Origin of the sequence: Plantactinospora sp. ZYX-F-223 (genome assembly GCF_039649625.1) — a bacterium.
Taxonomy (GTDB): Bacteria; Actinomycetota; Actinomycetes; order Mycobacteriales; family Micromonosporaceae; genus Plantactinospora.
This window is the reverse complement of sequence record NZ_JBDJAV010000001.1, coordinates 493,868-511,344: the sequence shown is the minus strand read 5'-3', so window position 1 is coordinate 511,344 and position 17,477 is coordinate 493,868. Positions and strand designations below refer to the sequence as shown.

Here is a 17,477-nt window from a genome sequence, read left to right as displayed (position 1 = left end):
GCCGGGCGGGAACGGCGGACGCTCAGCGCAGCCGGCGGCCCCGTGGGATCGGGTCGGTCTCGTCGTCGAATTCCCCGATGACCTCTTCCAGCAGGTCCTCCAGGGCGACGAAGCCGATCGGCCGGCTGACACCGGCACCGTTGCTGACCAGCGCCAACTGCACCTGTTCGGCCCGCATCGCGGCCACCGCCTCGGTGACCGTCGCGGTCGCGTCCAGGGTGAACGGCACGGTCATCAGCTCCCGGGCCGTCGCCGGTCGTCCGGCGGTGGTGGCCCGGACCGCCTCCCGGACGTGCACCAGCCCGGCCACCTCACCCGGCGCCTCGAAGACGGCCAGCCGGGACCGGCCGCTGGACCGGCACACCTCCTCGATCCGCTCCGCGGAGTCGTCGGGGCGTACCGAGACGATCGTCTCGACCGGCTCCATCACCTGGGCGACGGTGGTGCCCTGGAGTTCGAGCATGCTGGTCAGCATCTCGTGCTGGTCGGCGGCGAGCAGGCCGTGCTCGCGCGACTGCTGGAGCAGCATGCGCAGCTCCTCCGGCCCGTGCGCCACCGCCAACTGCTCCTCCGGGCGTACCCGGGCCAGCCGCAGTGTCACGTTGGCGAGCCCGTTCAGTGCGGAGAGCACCGGCCGGGCCACCCGGGCGAACGCCCGGAACGGCAGCGCGAGCAGCAGGGCGGAGCGCTCCGGGTCAGTGATCGCCCACGACTTCGGGGCCATCTCGCCGACCACCAGGTGCAGGAAGGTGACCAGGGCGAGCGCGAAGACCAGCGCGATCGCGTGGCTCGCCGTGTCGGGCAGGCCGACCGCGTGCAGCAGCGGGCTGAACAGGTGCTCGATCGCCGGTTCGGCGAGGGCACCCAGCCCCAGCGTGCAGACGGTGATGCCGAGCTGGGCACCGGCCAGCATCAGGGTCAGCTCGCGTACCCCGTCCAGCGCGGCCCGGGCGGCCCGGCCACCGGAGGCGGCGGCCTGCTCCAGCCGGTAGCGCTTCGCGGCCAGCAGGGCGAACTCGGCGGCCACGAAGAAGCCGTTCAGCGCGAGCAGCAACAGGGAGATCAGCAACGCCCACGTCGTACTCACGGGGTGCGCTCCGTCCCGCCCTGCGGCACCAGCACCCGGAGCCGGACCGAGTCGGCGACGTGCCGGTCCACCGCCAGCACCTCGACGTGGGCCCGGGGCAGCGTCGCCTCCTGGTCCGGCTCGCCGTCGGCGGAGAGCTTGATCTCCAGCCGGTCACCGACCTCGGGTATCCGGCCCAGCTCCCGCATCACCAGCCCGGAGAGGGTGTCGTATTCGGGTGCCTCGGGCAGGGTGATCCCGGTGCTGTCGGCGACCTCGTCGATCCGCCAGCGGGCCGGCACCACCCAGGATCCGTCGGCCTGCCGGACCGGGGCCCGCTCGGGCGGGTCGTCCTCGTCCCGGATCGGGCCGACCAGCTCCTCGGCGATGTCCTCCAGCGTGATCACTCCGGCGAAACCGCCGTACTCGTCCACCACGCAGGCGAGCTGGCGGTGCCCGGCCCGGAGCCGGTCCAGCACCGTCGGCAGCGGCAGCGTCGCCGGAACCAGCAACGGGGGTACGGCGACCGCCTCGACCGGGGTGGTCGCGCGGCGCGCCGGCGGCACCCCGAGTACGTCGGCGATGCCGACCACCCCGACGACGTCGTCCACCCCCTCGGCGCCGCGGACCGGGAAGCGCGAGTGCCCGGTGTCGAGCAGCTCGACCAGCCGGCTGAGCGGCTCGTCGGCCCGTACGGTGTGCACGTCGACCCGGGGCACCATCGCCTCGGCGGCGGTGAGCTGCCGGAAGTCGAGTCCCCGGTCGAGCAGAGTGGACATCTCGGCGTCGAGGTGCCCCTCCTCGCGCGACTCGGCGATGATCTGTTCCAGGTCCTCCGGCGTCGCCCCGCTGGGCAACTCCTCGACCGGTTCGATGCCGATCCGGCGCAGCAGCCGGGTGGCGGCGGCGTCGAAGAGCCGGATCAGCGGCCCGGCGACGGCCAGGTAGATCAGCGTGGAGCGGCTCAGGGCCCGGGCCAGCGCCTCCGCCCGGACGATGGCGAGGTTCTTCGGAGCGAGTTCGCCGAAGACCATCTGCACGACGGTGGCGATCACCAGGGCCAGCACGACCGCGACCGGCGTGCTGACCGCGGCCGAGACGCCCGCCACGCCGAGCAGGTCGGCCAGGCCGTCGCCGAGGTACGGCTCGGCGACGTAACCGACGAGCAGCGCGGTGACGGTGATCCCGAGTTGGGCTCCGGAGAGCATGAAGGAGAGCCGTCCGGTCACCGTGAGGGCGCGTTGCGCCGCGACGTCGCCGTCCTCGGCGAGCTGGCGCAGTTTGCCCCGGTCTACGGCGACGTAACCGAATTCCTGGGCGACGAAATATCCCGTCGCCACGGTAAGCAGGATGATCAGGACGAGACCGAGCGCGATCAACACGGGGTGCTCAGCGCTCCCCGTCGTCGCGGCTGGTGTGGGAGATGCCGGGTCCGACCCGGCTGGCTACAGCTGCCCTCCTGGACAGTTGAGTCGATCACCAGACCATCCTACCGAGCCCCGGAGGCCACTGCCCGGACAACCACCACCGGCCCCGACCAGCCGTTTTTCCGACCGCCCACCGGGTAGAGACGCGTGTCCCGATCCACCCCGCCCGGTCTGGTACCTCACCGCTACCTCACCGTGCGGTTGCCGGCCGGGCAGCCGGGAAGGGAGGCCGCATTGGGACGGGAGTGGCGCAACTGGTCGGGGAGCCTCCGGTTCACCCCACGGGAGTACGCCACGCCGGAGAACGAGGACGCCGTCCGGGCACTCGTCGAACGGGCCCGGCAGACCTCGACCACGCTCCGGCCGGTCGGCTCCGGCCACTCGTCCAGTCCGCTGGTCCGGACCGACGACGTACTCGTCAGCCTGGCCGGACTGCCCCGGACCATGTGCCGGCACGACGATCCGCAGCTGGCCACGGTCGGTGCCGGGGTGCCACTCGGTGAACTGGGCGAGGCGCTCTACGAGGCCGGGCTCGCCATGGACAACCTCGGTGACGTCGACGTGCAGTCCATCGCCGGTGCCACCGCCACCGGTACGCACGGCACCGGCCTGGGTTTCGGCAACCTCTCCACCCAGGTGGCCGGAGTCCGGCTGGTGACCGGCACCGGTGAGGTGCTGGAGATCTCCGGGCAGCAGAACAGCGACCTCCTGCCGGCGGCGCGACTCTCCCTCGGCGTGCTCGGCGTGGTGACCACGCTGACGCTGCGGCTCAGCCCCACCTACCACCTGCGGCGGCGCAGTTGGTGCTCGTCGATCGCCTGGACCCTCGACCATCTGCACCAGTTGCAGCGGCAGAACCGCAACATGGACTTCTACTGGTACCCGCGTACCGACACCACCCAGATCCGCACCCTGAACCGGCGCGGCGAGGAACCGGAGCTCACCCCGGCCGGCGAGCCCCGGACCTGCGAGTCCGGCCCGAGCCACCGCACCATCCCCCGGCACCGGGAGCTGCGGTTCGAGGAGATCGAGTACGCCATTCCGTCGGAGGCCTTCCACGCCTGCTTCACCGAGATCCGGCGCCGGATCCTGGACCGGCACCGCGTCGGGGTGGCCTGGCGGGTCCTGGTACGCACCTGCGCCCCGGACGACATCTGGCTCAGCCCGGCGTATGGCCGGGCCACCACGACGATCGCCTGCCTGCAGAACAACTCCCTGCCCCACCGGGAGTACTTCGCCGACGTCGAGGCGGTGTTCCGGCAGCACGACGGGCGCCCGCACTGGGGCAAGAAGCACTCGCTGACCGCCCGGGAGCTGCGCGGCGTCTATCCACAGTGGGACAGGTTCCAGGATCTCCGGCGCCGGCTCGACCCGGACGAGGTGTTCCTGACCCCCGACCTCGCCCGGCTGCTGAGGGACGGCTGATGGCCGGGCTCGGCGGGCGGGTCTGGGTGGTCCCCGGCGGCCGGATCCCCTTTCCCAGCAACGGTGAGGAACCGGAGTTCACCAGCTTCGACCAGTTGTCCGTGCTGAACACCGGTGACGAGCCGGCCGAGCTGGAGATCACCGTCTACTACGAGGACCGGGAACCGGTCGGCCCGTACCCGGTCAGGGTGGACGCCCGCCGGATCCGGCACGTACGCCTCAACGACCTGGTCGACCCCGAGGCGATCGTGCTGAGCCGGCGGTTCGGCTGTGTCGTCCGCTCGCCGGTCCCGGTCGTGGTGCAGTTCCTGCGCCAGGACAGCCGGCTGCCCGGCACCGTCGGGCTGACCGGCACGATGGCCTTCCCGGCCGACTGCTGACCACCTGGCTGCCCGGAACCGTTACCGCCAGCGGCCGGGTGGACAAGATCCGCATGCCGTGGGATGGCCGTCGACAGCGCCGAAGGCTCCCACCGCCACCAGGGCGGGTTGCCCGAGCTGACCACGACCGCCCCCGCCATGCTCACCGTCAGTCCAGCACCTCCACGGTGTCACCGACGCTGACCGTACGACCTTCGTGGGCAGGCCCGCCCGGTTCGGCCCGCACCGTCATCTGGAGACCGAAGAGGAGCTTCTTGCCGATGTTCCGCCGTGCGGCGAGCATCCATAGCGGCTCCCGCCCCCGCTGTCCGGTCTCCTGGTCGATCGTCGCGATCAGACAGCGGCCACACTCGGCGGCGCCGTGAAACATGGCCCCGCCGATCCTGATCCGCCGGCCGACCCACTCGTCCTCGGCCCACGGCGCGGCACCGCTGATCACCAGGTTGGGGCGGAACTGGATCATCGGCAGCGGCCCCTCGGTGCTGCCCGACTCCAGCAGCCATTCGTTGAACGCGTCCAGCGACGCGGTGTTGGCCAGCAGCAGCGGAGTGCCGTCGGCGAAGCTCAGCTCGGCGCTGGAGCCGGCCGGGACCGTCCAGGGAACGAGGTTGCCGGTGGGATCGCCGAGCCAGACCAGCCGGGCGGGGCGCCCCAACAGCCGGTTGAGCCAGTCGTCCGCCTCGGGGCCGGCGGCGCGTACCGGTGCGGGCGGCCGCCCCCGGTACACCCGGACCTGGATCGCCTCGCCGTCGGTCGGTTCGGCCAGATCGAGCGGGGCCAGCCCCGGCGCGTCCAGGGTCAGCCCACCCGGCCGGGACACCGCCCGCATCGTCACCAGTTCCCGGTGCTGGCGCTGGGTCAGGCCGAGCCCGTGTTCGTCCACGATCAGCCAGCGCCGGTCGCCGTCCAGGCCCCACGGCTCGACCCGCGCCGTGTCGCGGTCCATCCGGCGGCACCCCTTCACCGGGTACGTGTGCATCGAGACGACTCGCATCCGGTCAGGATGACACGACGCGGCGTCACGGCGGTACCCTCGCTCCGGCGGCCGCCCGGCACCAGGCGACCCCGATGCCGTCACCGGGAACCAGCGCCGGGCCGGAGTCTGACTCAGGGCCACTCAGTCGAGACAGAACTCATTCCCCTCGATGTCCTGCATGACGAGGCACGACTCGTTGTCGCCATCGGCAGGCAGTAGTCGCACGCGTACCGCACCGAGCGCGACCAGTCGGACGCATTCGGCCTCCAGTGCGGCCAGGCGCTCTTCACCCACCAGCCCGGTGCCGACCCGCACGTCAGGATGCAGCCGATTCTTGACGATCTTGCCTTCGGGATCATAGAGGGACAATCGGACATCTTGTCTCATGTCGTCATGGGCAACCACGACGAACCAAGAACCAATCGTCGCCGACGTGCGCCCAGCGGAGCAAAGCCGGCTCGTTCGATGGCTGGCCCAGGGCCCGCAGGCGGAGATCCAGCGTTGTCCGTGTGCGCGGATCGGGCTCCCACCAACAGTAACCTGCTACCGATCATCGACGTCAGACAGCAAAGAATAATCCACAGAATTTCGGTGTCGCGCTTACGCCGTGGTCAGTTGTTCGGCGAGCTTCCACACCCGGCCGCCGAGGTCGTGGTCGTTGAGCAGCGGCGATCCGGGCGCGGGTCGGTTGCGCACGAAGTAGGTGCCGTCGATGTCGTCGGTGGTCTGTACCAGATGGATCAGGCGGTATGCGGCCGTCGCCGGTGAGTCGAGCACGGGAGTGGCGGCGACCTTAAGAACGGTGCCGAGTGGGCCGAGGTAGCGGCCGAAGTCCGAGGCGATGATGCCGGGGTGGAAGTCGGCGACGGTGAGGTGCGGGTACCGGCGACCGAGCTCTCGGAGCAGGATGCCGGCGACGAGCTTGGCTCGGGCGTAGGTCCGGTGGGGGCCGAGGCCGCCGGTGCTGGTGGCGATCTGGTCGAGCTGTGCGGTGGGCAGCGTCGCGCTGGTGTGGGAGCGGGAGGATGTGGCGATGACCCGGGCACCGTCCAGTGCCGGGTTGAGCAGCCGGGTCAGAAGCCAGGGGCCGATGGCGTTGGCCTGGAGGATGGGTTCGATGCTGTCGACGGTGAGCCGCTGGGTGGCGGGGATGCCGCCGGCATTCGCGGCAAGCACGTCGATGTGGGGGTGGTCGCTGAGCAGCCGACGGGCGAGGAGGTGGACGCTGTCGAGCCGGGTGAAGTCGACGGTGTGGCCGGTGACGCCGAGCTCGGCGGCCAGCGCGGCGGTCCGATCCGGCGAGCGGCCGACGGGCACGACGCGGGCGCCGAGTCGGTGCAGTTCGCGGGCGGCTGCGGCGCCGAGTCCGGAACTGGCCCCGGTGATCACGACGATCTCGCCGTTCATGGCCGGTCCCCGTTGAGTACGACGCGACGGCATACGAAGGTGTCCCGCTCGGCCGCGCCGACCAGGAACCGGGCGAGGTCATCTCGGGCGATGGCCAGTGGACGCGGGGTGCGGACCTGGGTCGACGCCCGCCACCGCGTGGTGTCCTCGCGGTCGGTCAGCGCGCCGAAGTAGACGATCGTCCACGACAGACCGGAGGCGGTGAGGATCTGCTCAGCGGCGTCGAAGTCGCGGTAGGCGCGGCGGATCAGGGTGGCGGCGACGGTGCGGACCAGTGGTGAAGCGGCGGTCCGGCTCTGCCCGGTGCCCCAGGCCAGCGGTACCATAATGCGGGGCACGCCCGCGGCGTGCATGGCGGTGACCAGGTTGGTCATGGCCGCCGCGAGGATCGCCGGGCCGCGCCTTCCGGTGAGCCACAAGGGGTTGCCCAGCGCGGACAGGACCGCGTCGTGGCCGGCGACCACGTCGCGAACCCGGTCCGCCTGGTCGGCGACCGCGCCGATCTCCACGGTGAGGGCGGGGTGCTCGGGCAGGCCACCGCGGTTACGTACGAAGGCGGTGACCTCGTGCCCCTCGACAAGTGCCCGGGTCACGACGCATCGGCCGAGGCGCCCGTTCGCGCCGACAACGAGAACGCGCACCCCTCAGTCCTGCCGCGTGTGGGCGAGTTGCCGCAGGACGAGCAGGCCGCCGATGCCGGGGACCACGGCCGCCACGCGGGTGCGAGTGGCCCGGCTCTGGCGGACGGTGAGGATGATGACGAACAGGTAGGCGCACCCGTGGATCGGTCCGACCAAAGAGGACACCTGTGGCGAGTGCACGGTGACCAGGTTGGTCAGCAGGATGGCCAGGGTCGTGAGCTCCGCGCCGGCCGCGATCCGCAGCGCCTGCAACCGGTTCACGCCTCACACTCCGGTGGTGGAGCCGGGGCGGACGATCATCAGCACGGTGACCACGGCCCACAGCACATTGAACATGCCGGTGTACATGGCCAGCCGCGCCGGCCCGCGCTCATCGACCCCTGAGCTCGCCGGCGCCTGGGTGAGGATGCGCGCCTGGCGTGGAAGGACAAGCAGCACGAGCACGCCCGCGGCGGCTATCGTCAACACGATCGAGGTGATCAGCCATGCGTCGCCGAGCACGCCGAGGCTGCTGGCGGTGGCGAGCCCGAATACCGGCACCACGATCCCGACCGCCGCGTAGACCCGGCAGATCCGATGCAGGGAGCGCAGCACGGCCAGATCCCGGCCCGTGCCGGATTCGGCCAGGGCGCGGCGCGCCGCGGCTGGGAACATGCTGGCGGCGACCGTCACCGGCCCGATCGCGATGATGGCGGCAAGCACATGGACCGAGAGCAGGAACTTTGTCATCGGCCCTGCCTCAGCCAGTGACCATGGGCGCAGGTCCGGTGTTGCGCCAGACGGTGCCGCGACGTTCGTGGCCGAACAACCGCTCAGCGGCGCGGGCAACGCGTGGGCCAAGGTCCCGCTCCAGCAGATACAGGCCCAGGTCAAGCCCGGAGGTCACGCTGGATGCCGTGACCAGATCCCCGTCGTCGACCACCCGGGCGTCGACCACGGCGGCGCCGGTGGCGGCCAGGGCGTCCAGTCCAAGGTGGTTGGTGGTCGCGGGACGGCCGCTGATCAGGCCGGCCATCGCCAACACCATCGATCCCCCACACACCGTGGCCACGGTCAGGCCGGGACGGTCGAGGGCCTGCTTGAGCAGGCCGGGCAGCGGCGTATCGAGGGTGCGGGCGAGGATGACGGGGATGCTGTCCTCCCGCACGTCGTCCTCGCCTTCGGGCAGGCTCCCGGCCGCGCCAGGAACGACGACCAGGTCCGCGCGCTTTGGCTCCAACCGGGCGGTCGCCTCCAACGACAGCAGGCCCATCCCACTGGGTACCTGACGCGGTCCTTCGGCCGAGACGAGCTCCACCTCCAACATCCCGCCCGTGATCGCACCACCCGCGGCCAGGACCTCGTACGGTGCGATGACGTCTAGCGGATCGAACCCGTCGAACAACACGAACTGCGCGAGCAAACCGATCAGTCCTCCCTCTCTGGCGTGAGGCCGACGCTAGTCACCCGGTGCAGTCACAGGAAGCGGCTGGATTGCCACGCTCCAACGGATTCTCGCCACCGGCGATTACCAGCGGATATCGGCGAACAGCGCCTTGGCGGTAATGAGGCGGTGACGTACTTTGTCGCCATGCACACCGTGGCCGTGCTCGCCCTGGATAGGGCCATACCGTTCGACCTGTCCACTCCGATTGAGGTGTTCACCCGTACCCGGCTGCCCGACGGCCGCCCCGCCTACCGCGTCCGGGTCTGCGGCGCCACCCCTGCCGTCGACGCCGGAGCGTTCACGCTGCAGCCGCCATGGGGCCTGGACGCCCTCACCGACGCGGACACGATCATCCTCCCCGGCTGCGCCGACCCCACCGCCGCGGTCCCCGACGAGGTCCTCGACGCCCTGCGACAGGCCGCCGCCAACGGCACCCGAATCGCCTCCATCTGCGCCGGCGCTTTCATCCTCGCCGCCACCGGACTGCTGGACGGGCTACGCGCAACCACCCACTGGCTCGCCACCAGCCTGCTCGCCGACCGCTACCCCGCCATCGATGTCGACCCCGACGTCCTCTACGTAGACAACGGTCAACTGCTTACCTCGGCCGGCGCCGCGGCGGGTCTGGACCTTTGCCTGCACCTGATCCGCCGCGACCACGGCTCCGCCGTAGCCGCCGACGCCGCCCGACTGTCCGTCATGCCCCTGGAACGCGAGGGCGGGCAAGCCCAGTTCATCGTTCACGACCAACCACCCACCCCACGGGGATCCACCCTCGAACCCGTACTGCGGTGGATGCAGGACAACGCCGCCAAAGACCTCACCCTCGACGACATCGCCACCCACGCCGGCATGAGCACCCGCACGCTCAACCGCCGCTTCCGCGAGCAAACCGGAACCACGCCCCTGCAATGGTTGCTACGCATCCGCATCCGCCAAGCCCAGTACCTGCTCGAAGCCACCGACCACCCGATCGACCGCATCGCCGCCCAGGTCGGATTCGGCTCACCTACCGCCTTCCGCGACCGTTTCAAACGAATCGCCGGTACCAGCCCCCACGCCTACCGTGCCGCCTTCCAGAAACCCACCGACTGAGCGCGTCCAGACCCGGTCCGCAGTCTGCGTCGCGTACACGTCCCGCATCAGCCTGTCGGCCGGCGGCAATTTCCGTTCGAGGTTCCGCTGCGCGACGACCACTCAGAGCTGGACAGTCTCATGGCAATGATTAGTCCTCGGTCATTAGGCCGGCGACCGGGCCTTCCCCCGGCCTGCCACGACACCACCCCGATCGACCATGGGTCATCCGCTACGGAAGCCCGGCATCGGTTCTTAGTTCGTCAGGTTCCCCTCGGGAACGCGCTGGAAGAACAGTCGCGGGCCCACACCTGTGGGATCAAGGCATGCGAACGCTGCACCCCGATGCTCAGGCGGCAGCGTGCTATCGAAATCGTCCCAGGTAGCGAACCCCTCCGGTGGCGGCGGTACGACGTACCCCAACACCTCGCACCAGAAACGAGCGACCCGCTGAGGTTCTGCACAGTCGAAGGTGACCTGGATCTGCCTGACCGACGCCATCGGCCCAGCATAGAGGCAGGTCTGTCGTCGTCGCCCGGGCCGAGCAGGTGCACGCCAGGCAGGACGGACACCGACCGGACGTACGGGTGGCAGCTCGGCCGCCAGGATTGCTCACCCGGCAGGGCCAGAACCGGCGTTGTCGCGGTCGGCCAGTTCGTCGACGTCCAGCGACTCCCGGTGGACCCGCCCGGTGCGGTACGCGGCCCGGCCGATCATCTGGGCCGCGAGCGGGGCGGTGGTGAGCTGGAATCCGCCGATCAGCACCAGCGTGGCCAGGTCGGCGCCGTTGCGCAGGCTCACCGCCAGCGCCAGCAGGATCAGCAGTACGCCGAGCACCTGCGGTTTGGTCGCCGCGTGCATCCGGCTGAGCACGTCCGGGAAGCGGACCAGCCCGATCCCGGCGACCAGGCTCAGCAGCCCGCCGGCGACCAGGAAGACCCCGACCAGCACGTCGAGCACGACCTCGCCGGTCACGCCTCCTCCCCGGCGGCGAAGCGCACCAGGGCCACCGAGCCGACGAAGCCCAGTGTGCTGAGCACGATCAGGATCGGCAGCGTGGTGGCGTGCCGGGTGACGGCCGCCTCGACGCCGAGCGCACCGATCATGATCGAGATCAGCACCTCGGCGGCGACCACCCGGTCCAACAGCGCCGGGCCGCGTACGACGCGGACCAGGGCCAGCGCCGCTGCGGTCGAGAGCAGGACGGCGACGACAACGACGGCAACGGTCACGGTGGTCCTCCCGGTTCGGTGTCTCCAGTGGTCGGCGAGAGCAGCCGCAGTTCCGTTTCGGAGCCGATGGCGCGGACGAGGCGGGCCTCCAGGGCCAGGATGCGTTCCCGGCTCCGGGCCAGGTCCTCGGCGCCGCGTACGTCCAGCACGTGCACGTAGAGCGTCCCGGTCTCCCGGTCCGCCTCCACGATCAGCGTGCCGGGGACCAGCGACAGCACCTCGGCGGTCAGTGCCAGGTTGAGGTCGGTACGCACCCGCAGCCGGACCGCGACGATAGCGCTCCGGGGCTGCCCGGGGCGCAGCGCGACCCAGCCGACGTGCACGCTGGCGACCACGAGTTCGACGACGAACCGCCCGACGAATCCGGCCACCGCCAGCGGCCGGAGCCGGCCCCCGAAGGTGACCCGGGGCAGTGGCAGGAAGACCAGGATCACCACGGCCACCAGCACGCCGCCGACCAGGTTGCCGACGGTGAACTCGCCCCAGAGCAGGCTCCAGACCGTGACCAGCCAGCCGACCGTGATCAGGTGATCCCGCCAGCGCCGCCGGTCCGGGAACCGGCGCCACAGCGCCCGCCAGCGCCGCCGGTCCGGCAGCCGGCGCCGCAGCGCCAGCCAGCCCGGTACGGCCCGGCGCGACGGGTCCGGTGCGGCCGCCCGGGCGCCGCCGGTCACGGCGGGCCGCCGGGGAAGACCGCCCGCACGTACGGGACGCGTTGCCGCAGGTCGTCGGCGGCCTCGGCGCTGAAGCCGAAGAGCGGGCCGGCCGCCACCGTCAGCCCCACCCCGAGCAGCACCAGTACGGTGGTGGCGCCGACCATCAGCCGGGGCAGCCGGGCCGACGCCTCGGCCTCGACCAGCCGGGGCGGACGCCAGAACGCCAGGCTCCACACCTTCGTCGTCGCGTAGAGGGTGAGCAGGCTGGTCAGGGTGCTGGCGACCACCAGCAGCCAGGGCAGCACGCCGCCGGCCGACACCCCGGCCTGGATCAGCCCCAGCTTGCCGAGGAACCCGGAGAACGGCGGGATGCCGGAGAGGTTCAGCGCCGGCACCAGGAACAGCACCCCGAGCAACGGAGCGGTCCGGGCCAGCCCGCCGATCCGGTCCAGGTTGGTGCTGCCGGCCCGCCGCTCGACCAGCCCGGCCGCCAGGAACAGGGTGGTCTGCACGGTGATGTGGTGCACCACGTAGAAGATCGCGGCGGCCAGCCCGGGCCCCGAGGTCAGTGCCACCCCGAAGAGCAGATATCCGATGTGGCTGACCAGGGTGAACGACAGCAGCCGCTTGATGTCGGACTGCGCGACCGCGCCTAGGATGCCGACCAGCATGGTGAGCAGGGCCAGCACCAGCAGCAGATCGGCGGCACGGCCGCCGGGAAAGAGCAGCGTCTCGGTCCGGATGATGGCGTAGATGCCGATCTTGGTCAGCAGGCCGGCGAAGACCGCGGTGACCGGGGCCGGGGCGGTCGGATAGCTGTCCGGAAGCCAGGCCGCCAGCGGGAAGACCGCCGCCTTGATGGCGAAGGCGAGCAGCAGTACGCCGTGCAGCGCCAGCCGCAGGTCGGCCGGGAGGGCGTCGAGCCGGCCCACCAACTGGGCGAGGTTCAGCGTGCCGGTGGAGGCGTACACCAGGCCGATCGCGGTGAGGAAGATCAGCGACGACACCAGGCCGACCACGACGTACGTGGTGCCGGCCCGGATGCGCTCCTCGGTACCGCCGAGGGTGAGCAGCACGTAGCTGGCCGACAGCAGCACCTCGAAGCCGACGAAGAGGTTGAACAGGTCGCCGGCGAGGAAGGCGTTGGTCACCCCGGCCGTCATCACCAGATAGGTGGGGTGGTAGATCACCACCGGGGCGTGTACGCCGGGATCGGCCCGGTCCTCGCCGATCGAGTAGAGCAGCACGCAGAGCGTCACCGCCGCCGAGACCACCAGCATCAGCGTGGCCAACTGGTCGGCGACCAGGACGATGCCGAGCGGGGCGGGCCAGCCGCCGACGTGCACCACCAGCGGGCCATGCCAGTGCGCGCGCCAGAGCAGCATGCCCGCGACGACCAGGGTGATCACCAGGGCGGTGACGCTGATCGCCCGCTGCGCGATCGGCCGGCGGCCCAGCACCAGGGTCAGCGCCGCGCCGAACAACGGTACGACCACCGGCAGCGGTACCAGGTAGTTCATGCCTTGCCCGCCTCGCCGTCGAGCCGGCGGGGCGGCGGCTCCGGGTCGACCTGCTCCGGGTCGGTACCCATCACCCCACCGGCCGGTGGCCACGGCCCCTCACCGACGTTGTCGTCCGGGCCGGCGAGCTCGTGCCGCTGCGCACGGCGGACGATCCGGCGGTCCTCCGGGTCGTCGCGTACCTCGTCGTGCCCGGTCAGCTGCCAGCTCCGGTACGCCATCGCCAGCAGGAACGCGGTCAGACCCAGGGTGATCACGATGGCGGTCAGCACCATGGCCTGGGCCAGCGGGTCGCTCATCTCCGCGCCCGGCGTGACCCCGAGGATGGGCGCCCCACCGGGCCGGCCGCCGAGCAGGAGCAGCAGGTTGGTGGCGTTGGTCAGCAGGATGACGCCGATCAGCACCCGGCTGAGGCTGCGCTCCAGCAGCAGCACCACCCCGCTGCCGAACAGCACCCCGACGACCAGCGCCAGCACCAGGTTCGGGGTCATCGCCGGCCGTCCGTACCGGCCGCCCCGGCGTCCGTACCGCCCGGAGCGTCCGGCGACCCCGCACCCGCCGCCGCCTGCTGCGCCGGTCCCGCCGGCCGGTCCGTACGCAGCCCGGTGCCCGGCTCGTCCTCCACCTCGATCTGCCGGTCCACCTCGGCGCCGAGGCTGCGCAGGATGTCCAGCATCAGCCCGACCACGACCAGGTAGACGCCGATGTCGAAGAAGATCGAGGTGACCAGGTGCAGTTCGCCGACGAGCGGCAGCTCCGGCTCCAGGAGACTGCTGCGCAGCACCTCCCCACCCGTGGACATGGCCAGCAGGCCGGTGCCGACCGCCACGAAGAGGCCGACCCCGAGCAGCAGCCCGGCGTCGACCGGGGCCGCCTGGTCGAGTTCGTGCCGGCCACCGGCGAGATAGCGGACCGCGAGCGCGAGCCCGGCCACCAGGCCGCCGACGAAGCCGCCGCCCGGGGCGTTGTGGCCGGAGAAGAGCAGGAATATGGAGAAGAGCACGATGGTGTGGAAGATCAGCCGGACGACCACCTCGAAGACGATCGAGCGGCGCCGGGTCCGCAGCGTCGGCCCGGCCCGCAGCCAGGCCCGCTCGGCTCCGGGCGGCGGCAGGTCGTCCCGCCGGGGCCGGTCCGGACCGCGTCGACGCTGGAAGATCAGGCTGGCCACTCCGGTCGCCGCCACCACCAGCACGGCGATCTCGCCCATGGTGTCCCAGGCCCGGATGTCCACCAGGGTGACGTTGACGACGTTGCGGCCGTACCCGAAGGAGAGCGCCGGCCCGGGAAACTCGGCCGAGACCGGTGGCGCCCGCCGTGCCCCGGTCGCGGCCACGGCCGTCGCGGTGACCACGGCCCCGACCGCCACACCGACGGCGAGCCGGGTCCACCGGCTGCGCCGCAGCGGCCGCACCGAGAACCGGGCCGGCAGCCGGCGCAGCACCAACACGAAGATCACAATGGTGACGGTCTCCGCCAGGAACTGGGCCAACGCCAGGTCGGGCGCGCCGTGCAGCACGAACAGCATGGCGGTGCAGTAACCGGTGACGCCGGCCAGGATCACCGCGGTGAGCCGGCGCCGGGCCCGCACGGTGAGCACCGCGGCGACCCCGAGCACCACCCCGACGACGGCCTGCAACGGATGGTGCGGGGAGCCGACCCGGTCCGGCCACGGGCCGCGCAGCAGCGCGCCGCCCAGCACGAGCACCAGGGCCAGCAGGATGATGCCGAGGTACTGCGGCAGCGAACCGCGCTGCGTCGCACCGGTGACCGCCACCGCGACCCGGTCGAACCCCCGGCTCAGCACCTGGTAGGCGGTGTCCCCGTCGAACGGTGCCCGCACCCGGGCCTGCACCGCGCCGACCGCGCCGCGCGACGCGAAGACCAACAGGCCGCCGAGCAGGGCCAGCAGCGACATGCCCAGGACCGGCCCCGGCGCCGGCACGAACGTGAGCTGGTGCGCGATCGGCCCGAACGACCGGGCATAGGCGGCGAGCGTCCCGCCGACCGGCCCGGCCAGTACCCCCAGCACCAGCCCGGCGACGGCGAGCAGAGCCGCCGGGGCGAGCAGGACGGTCTCGACCGGGCGGATCGGAGTCGCCTCCCCGGATGGTGAGCGACCGGCGAACGCCCCCCAGCCGAACCGGGCGCTGTACGCGGCGGTCAGCACGGCGCCGAGCAGCAGCGCGGCGAGCAGCACCGGGTCGCCGGTGAACGCCCCGAGGACGGCCTCCTTGGCGACGAACCCGATCAGCGGCGGCACCCCGGCCATCGAGGCCGCGCCGAGTACGGCGGTCGCGCAGACCAGCGGCATCCGCCGGTACAGCCCGGAGAGCACGGTCAGGTCCCGGGTACCGGCCCGCCGGTCGACGATCCCGACCACCAGGAACAGGGCCGCCTTGAACAGGGCGTGCCCGAGCAGCATCGCCACGCCGGCGAGCGCGGCGTCCGGGGTGCCGGCGCCGACGAGGACGACCAGCAGCCCGAGCTGGCTGACCGTGCCGTACGCCAGCAGCAGCTTCAGGTCGACCTGGCGCAGCGCGAGCCAGCCGCCGGCCAGCATGGTGACGATCCCGGTCACGTAGATCACCGGGCGCCACGGGCCGACCTGCGCGTACGCGGGGGCGAGCAGCGCGACCAGGTAGACGCCGGCCTTCACCATCGCGGCGGCGTGCAGGTAGGCGCTGACCGGGGTGGGTGCGGCCATCGCGGCCGGCAGCCAGAAGCTGGTCGGGAAGATCGCCGACTTGCTGAGCGCGCCCACCAGGATCAGCACCACCGCGATCGCGAGGTACCCGCCGGGCGGCGGCGGCCGGGCCGCGATCTCCGACCACCGGTACGTGCCGGCGTGCTGGCCGAGCATGACGAAGCCGACCAGCATGACCAGGCCGCCCAGGGTGGTCACCAGCAGCGCCTGGTTCGCCGACCGCCGGCTGGCCTGCTGCTCCGGGTGGTGCGCGATCAGCAGGTAGGAGAAGACGCTGGTCAGTTCCCAGCAGACGTAGAGCAGCAGCAGGTCGTCGGCGACCACCACCCCGAGCATGGCTCCGGCGAAGCCGACGAAGACGGCGGCGAACCGGCCGAGCCCGGGCTCGTCGGCGTCGAAGTAGCGGACGCAGTAGACCAGCACCAGGGCGCCGATCCCGCCGACCAGCAGCATCAGCAGCCAGGACAGGGTGGTGACCCGCAACGCCAGTTCGAGACCGAGTTCCGGCACCCAGGGGTACACCTCGACGACCGCCCTGCCGTCCCGGACGGTGCCGGCGTACCCGAGCGCCCAGCCGAACGCGCTGGCCGGGGCGACCGCCAGCGGCAGGAAGGCCCGGCGTCCCCACCGGCGCACCAACGCGGGCGCCAGCGCCGCAGCCACCAGGTGCAGCGCCAGCAGCATCAGCATGCGTACTCCAGGTGGGTGTCGGCACGGTCCGGCGGCGAGGACGTGGACTCAGACAGATCACACGCCAGAGTCCGGCTCGACACGCGGAATTGCCCGAAACCACCCGAGTGGGACCTGGGATGGGCGATCAAGCGGCCCGGCCGGTCCGGCGGCGGTCCCGGGCCGGCGGGTGGCGCCGCTGGCGCGAGGGACCGCCCGCCGGTTCGAGCCGCTGGGCGGCGCGGCCGGCGGCCCGAAGAGCCACCCGGCGATCCGGGCCGGCGGTGGCGGGACTACCGGGCGGGCCGGGGTGCGCGGGTCGGAGGTGTTACCCGACGGCGCACGGCGAGTCGAGGCCGTGCGCGGAACCCTGGTCACGGAGGGCCGGTGCCGGGCCGCCGTCCAGGGGGGCGCTGGCGGCCGTGCCGTCCGGGACGTCGGGTGTGGACGGCACCACCAGGTCGGCCCGGCCGAGGTGCCGGACGACCTGGTTGATCACCTGCTGGGCGCCGGCGAGGGAGCGCCGGGGCAGCACCCGGCCGTGCGCCTCGCGGCGTAGCACCAGGGCGTGCACCGCCGCCCGGACCCGGGCCCGGTCCGCCGCGCTGGCGGTGGCGGTGGCCGCCACCAACTGGCGCAGCGAATCGACGAGCCGCTCGGCGAGTTCGAGGTCGGCGCCGCGCAGACCGGCCCGCGCCACGGTCAGGTAGGTCTCGACCCGACGGGTCAGCACGTCCGTGGCGGCGGGGACGTCGCGCGGAACGCCGGTCATCCGTACCCCCTTGGCGCCGAGCTTGGGTTTCGGAGAAGTTACTGTATGTCGCACTTCATTCGCAAGCAGTTAAGTGAGACTTAGCCCTCATCTCAGGCG

18 protein-coding genes and 2 pseudogenes are annotated in these 17,477 nt (G+C 71.9%); 3 read left to right on the top strand and 17 right to left on the bottom strand.

The features are described from left to right. Nucleotides 1–22 precede the first annotated feature (22 nt). Nucleotides 23–1,087: a hemolysin family protein gene (locus AAH979_RS02140; RefSeq protein WP_346256044.1), complete on the bottom strand. Its 1,065-nt coding sequence runs from the start codon at nt 1,085–1,087 to the stop codon at nt 23–25. Further along, nucleotides 1,084–2,448: a hemolysin family protein gene (locus AAH979_RS02135; protein ID WP_346256043.1), complete on the bottom strand. Its 1,365-nt coding sequence runs from the start codon at nt 2,446–2,448 to the stop codon at nt 1,084–1,086. Before AAH979_RS02135 ends, AAH979_RS02140 begins: the two co-directional genes overlap by 4 nt. A gap of 279 nt (nt 2,449–2,727) precedes the next feature. Between AAH979_RS02135 and AAH979_RS02130 the strand changes: the two genes are divergently transcribed. Both AAH979_RS02130 and AAH979_RS02125 read left to right on the top strand, forming a co-directional pair. After that, complete coding sequence (locus tag AAH979_RS02130) at nt 2,728–3,918, top strand: D-arabinono-1,4-lactone oxidase (RefSeq protein ID WP_346256042.1); 1,191 nt, start codon at nt 2,728–2,730, stop codon at nt 3,916–3,918. Beyond that, nucleotides 3,918–4,298, top strand: coding sequence for a sensory rhodopsin transducer (locus AAH979_RS02125; protein ID WP_346256041.1), 381 nt, complete (start codon nt 3,918–3,920; stop codon nt 4,296–4,298). Before AAH979_RS02130 ends, AAH979_RS02125 begins: the two co-directional genes overlap by 1 nt. 148 nt (nt 4,299–4,446) lie before the next feature. On the opposite strand, the gene AAH979_RS02120 is transcribed toward AAH979_RS02125, so the two are convergent. From AAH979_RS02120 to AAH979_RS02090, 7 genes are all read right to left on the bottom strand, one after another. Next, nucleotides 4,447–5,292: an MOSC N-terminal beta barrel domain-containing protein gene (locus AAH979_RS02120; protein WP_346256040.1), complete on the bottom strand. Its 846-nt coding sequence runs from the start codon at nt 5,290–5,292 to the stop codon at nt 4,447–4,449. Nucleotides 5,293–5,415: 123 nt separating this feature from the next. Beyond that, nucleotides 5,416–5,661, bottom strand: coding sequence for a VOC family protein (locus AAH979_RS02115; RefSeq protein WP_346256039.1), 246 nt, complete (start codon nt 5,659–5,661; stop codon nt 5,416–5,418). A 213-nt stretch (nt 5,662–5,874) separates the two neighbouring features. Next, a complete protein-coding gene (locus AAH979_RS02110; protein WP_346256038.1) occupies nt 5,875–6,681 on the bottom strand; it encodes an SDR family NAD(P)-dependent oxidoreductase in 807 nt (268 codons plus the stop codon). Further along, nucleotides 6,678–7,322 carry an NAD(P)H-binding protein gene (locus AAH979_RS02105; RefSeq protein WP_346256037.1) on the bottom strand — a complete coding sequence of 215 codons (645 nt, stop codon included), beginning with the start codon at nt 7,320–7,322 and terminating at the stop codon, nt 6,678–6,680. The genes AAH979_RS02110 and AAH979_RS02105 overlap by 4 nt, the downstream gene beginning before the upstream one ends. Before the next feature lie 3 nt (nt 7,323–7,325). After that, nucleotides 7,326–7,583, bottom strand: coding sequence for a DUF3817 domain-containing protein (locus tag AAH979_RS02100; protein ID WP_346256036.1), 258 nt, complete (start codon nt 7,581–7,583; stop codon nt 7,326–7,328). 3 nt (nt 7,584–7,586) lie between these two features. Beyond that, nucleotides 7,587–8,051, bottom strand: coding sequence for a DUF2269 family protein (locus tag AAH979_RS02095; RefSeq protein WP_346256035.1), 465 nt, complete (start codon nt 8,049–8,051; stop codon nt 7,587–7,589). A gap of 10 nt (nt 8,052–8,061) precedes the next feature. Continuing rightward, on the bottom strand, nt 8,062–8,733 hold the full coding sequence (locus AAH979_RS02090; protein WP_346256307.1) for a DJ-1/PfpI family protein: 672 nt from the start codon (nt 8,731–8,733) through the stop codon (nt 8,062–8,064). Nucleotides 8,734–8,892: 159 nt separating this feature from the next. Here AAH979_RS02090 and AAH979_RS02085 point away from each other — a divergent pair, with 159 nt between their 5' ends. Continuing rightward, complete coding sequence (locus AAH979_RS02085) at nt 8,893–9,843, top strand: helix-turn-helix domain-containing protein (RefSeq protein ID WP_346256034.1); 951 nt, start codon at nt 8,893–8,895, stop codon at nt 9,841–9,843. A gap of 249 nt (nt 9,844–10,092) precedes the next feature. Here the strand turns inward: AAH979_RS02085 and AAH979_RS02080 are convergent. The 8 genes and pseudogenes from AAH979_RS02080 to AAH979_RS02045 all read right to left on the bottom strand — a co-directional run. Beyond that, nucleotides 10,093–10,323 (bottom strand): annotated as a pseudogene (locus tag AAH979_RS02080) (VOC family protein); the annotation flags it as partial. A 111-nt stretch (nt 10,324–10,434) separates the two neighbouring features. After that, entirely contained in the window at nt 10,435–10,797 is a 363-nt protein-coding gene (gene mnhG, locus AAH979_RS02075) for a monovalent cation/H(+) antiporter subunit G (protein ID WP_346256033.1), read from the bottom strand. Then, complete coding sequence (locus tag AAH979_RS02070) at nt 10,794–11,054, bottom strand: monovalent cation/H+ antiporter complex subunit F (protein ID WP_346256032.1); 261 nt, start codon at nt 11,052–11,054, stop codon at nt 10,794–10,796. Before AAH979_RS02070 ends, mnhG begins: the two co-directional genes overlap by 4 nt. After that, the gene (locus AAH979_RS02065; RefSeq protein WP_346256031.1) at nt 11,051–11,728 is read right to left on the bottom strand and encodes a Na+/H+ antiporter subunit E; all 678 of its coding nucleotides are present in this window, start codon (nt 11,726–11,728) and stop codon (nt 11,051–11,053) included. Before AAH979_RS02065 ends, AAH979_RS02070 begins: the two co-directional genes overlap by 4 nt. After that, entirely contained in the window at nt 11,725–13,230 is a 1,506-nt protein-coding gene (locus tag AAH979_RS02060; protein WP_346256030.1) for a Na+/H+ antiporter subunit D, read from the bottom strand. The genes AAH979_RS02065 and AAH979_RS02060 overlap by 4 nt, the downstream gene beginning before the upstream one ends. Beyond that, the gene (locus tag AAH979_RS02055) at nt 13,227–13,721 is read right to left on the bottom strand and encodes a Na(+)/H(+) antiporter subunit C (RefSeq protein WP_346256029.1); all 495 of its coding nucleotides are present in this window, start codon (nt 13,719–13,721) and stop codon (nt 13,227–13,229) included. Before AAH979_RS02055 ends, AAH979_RS02060 begins: the two co-directional genes overlap by 4 nt. Further along, a complete protein-coding gene (locus tag AAH979_RS02050) occupies nt 13,718–16,627 on the bottom strand; it encodes a Na+/H+ antiporter subunit A (RefSeq protein WP_346256028.1) in 2,910 nt (969 codons plus the stop codon). Before AAH979_RS02050 ends, AAH979_RS02055 begins: the two co-directional genes overlap by 4 nt. A 424-nt stretch (nt 16,628–17,051) precedes the next feature. Beyond that, nucleotides 17,052–17,378, bottom strand: a pseudogene (locus tag AAH979_RS02045) (hypothetical protein); the annotation flags it as partial. Nucleotides 17,379–17,477: the final 99 nt, after the last annotated feature.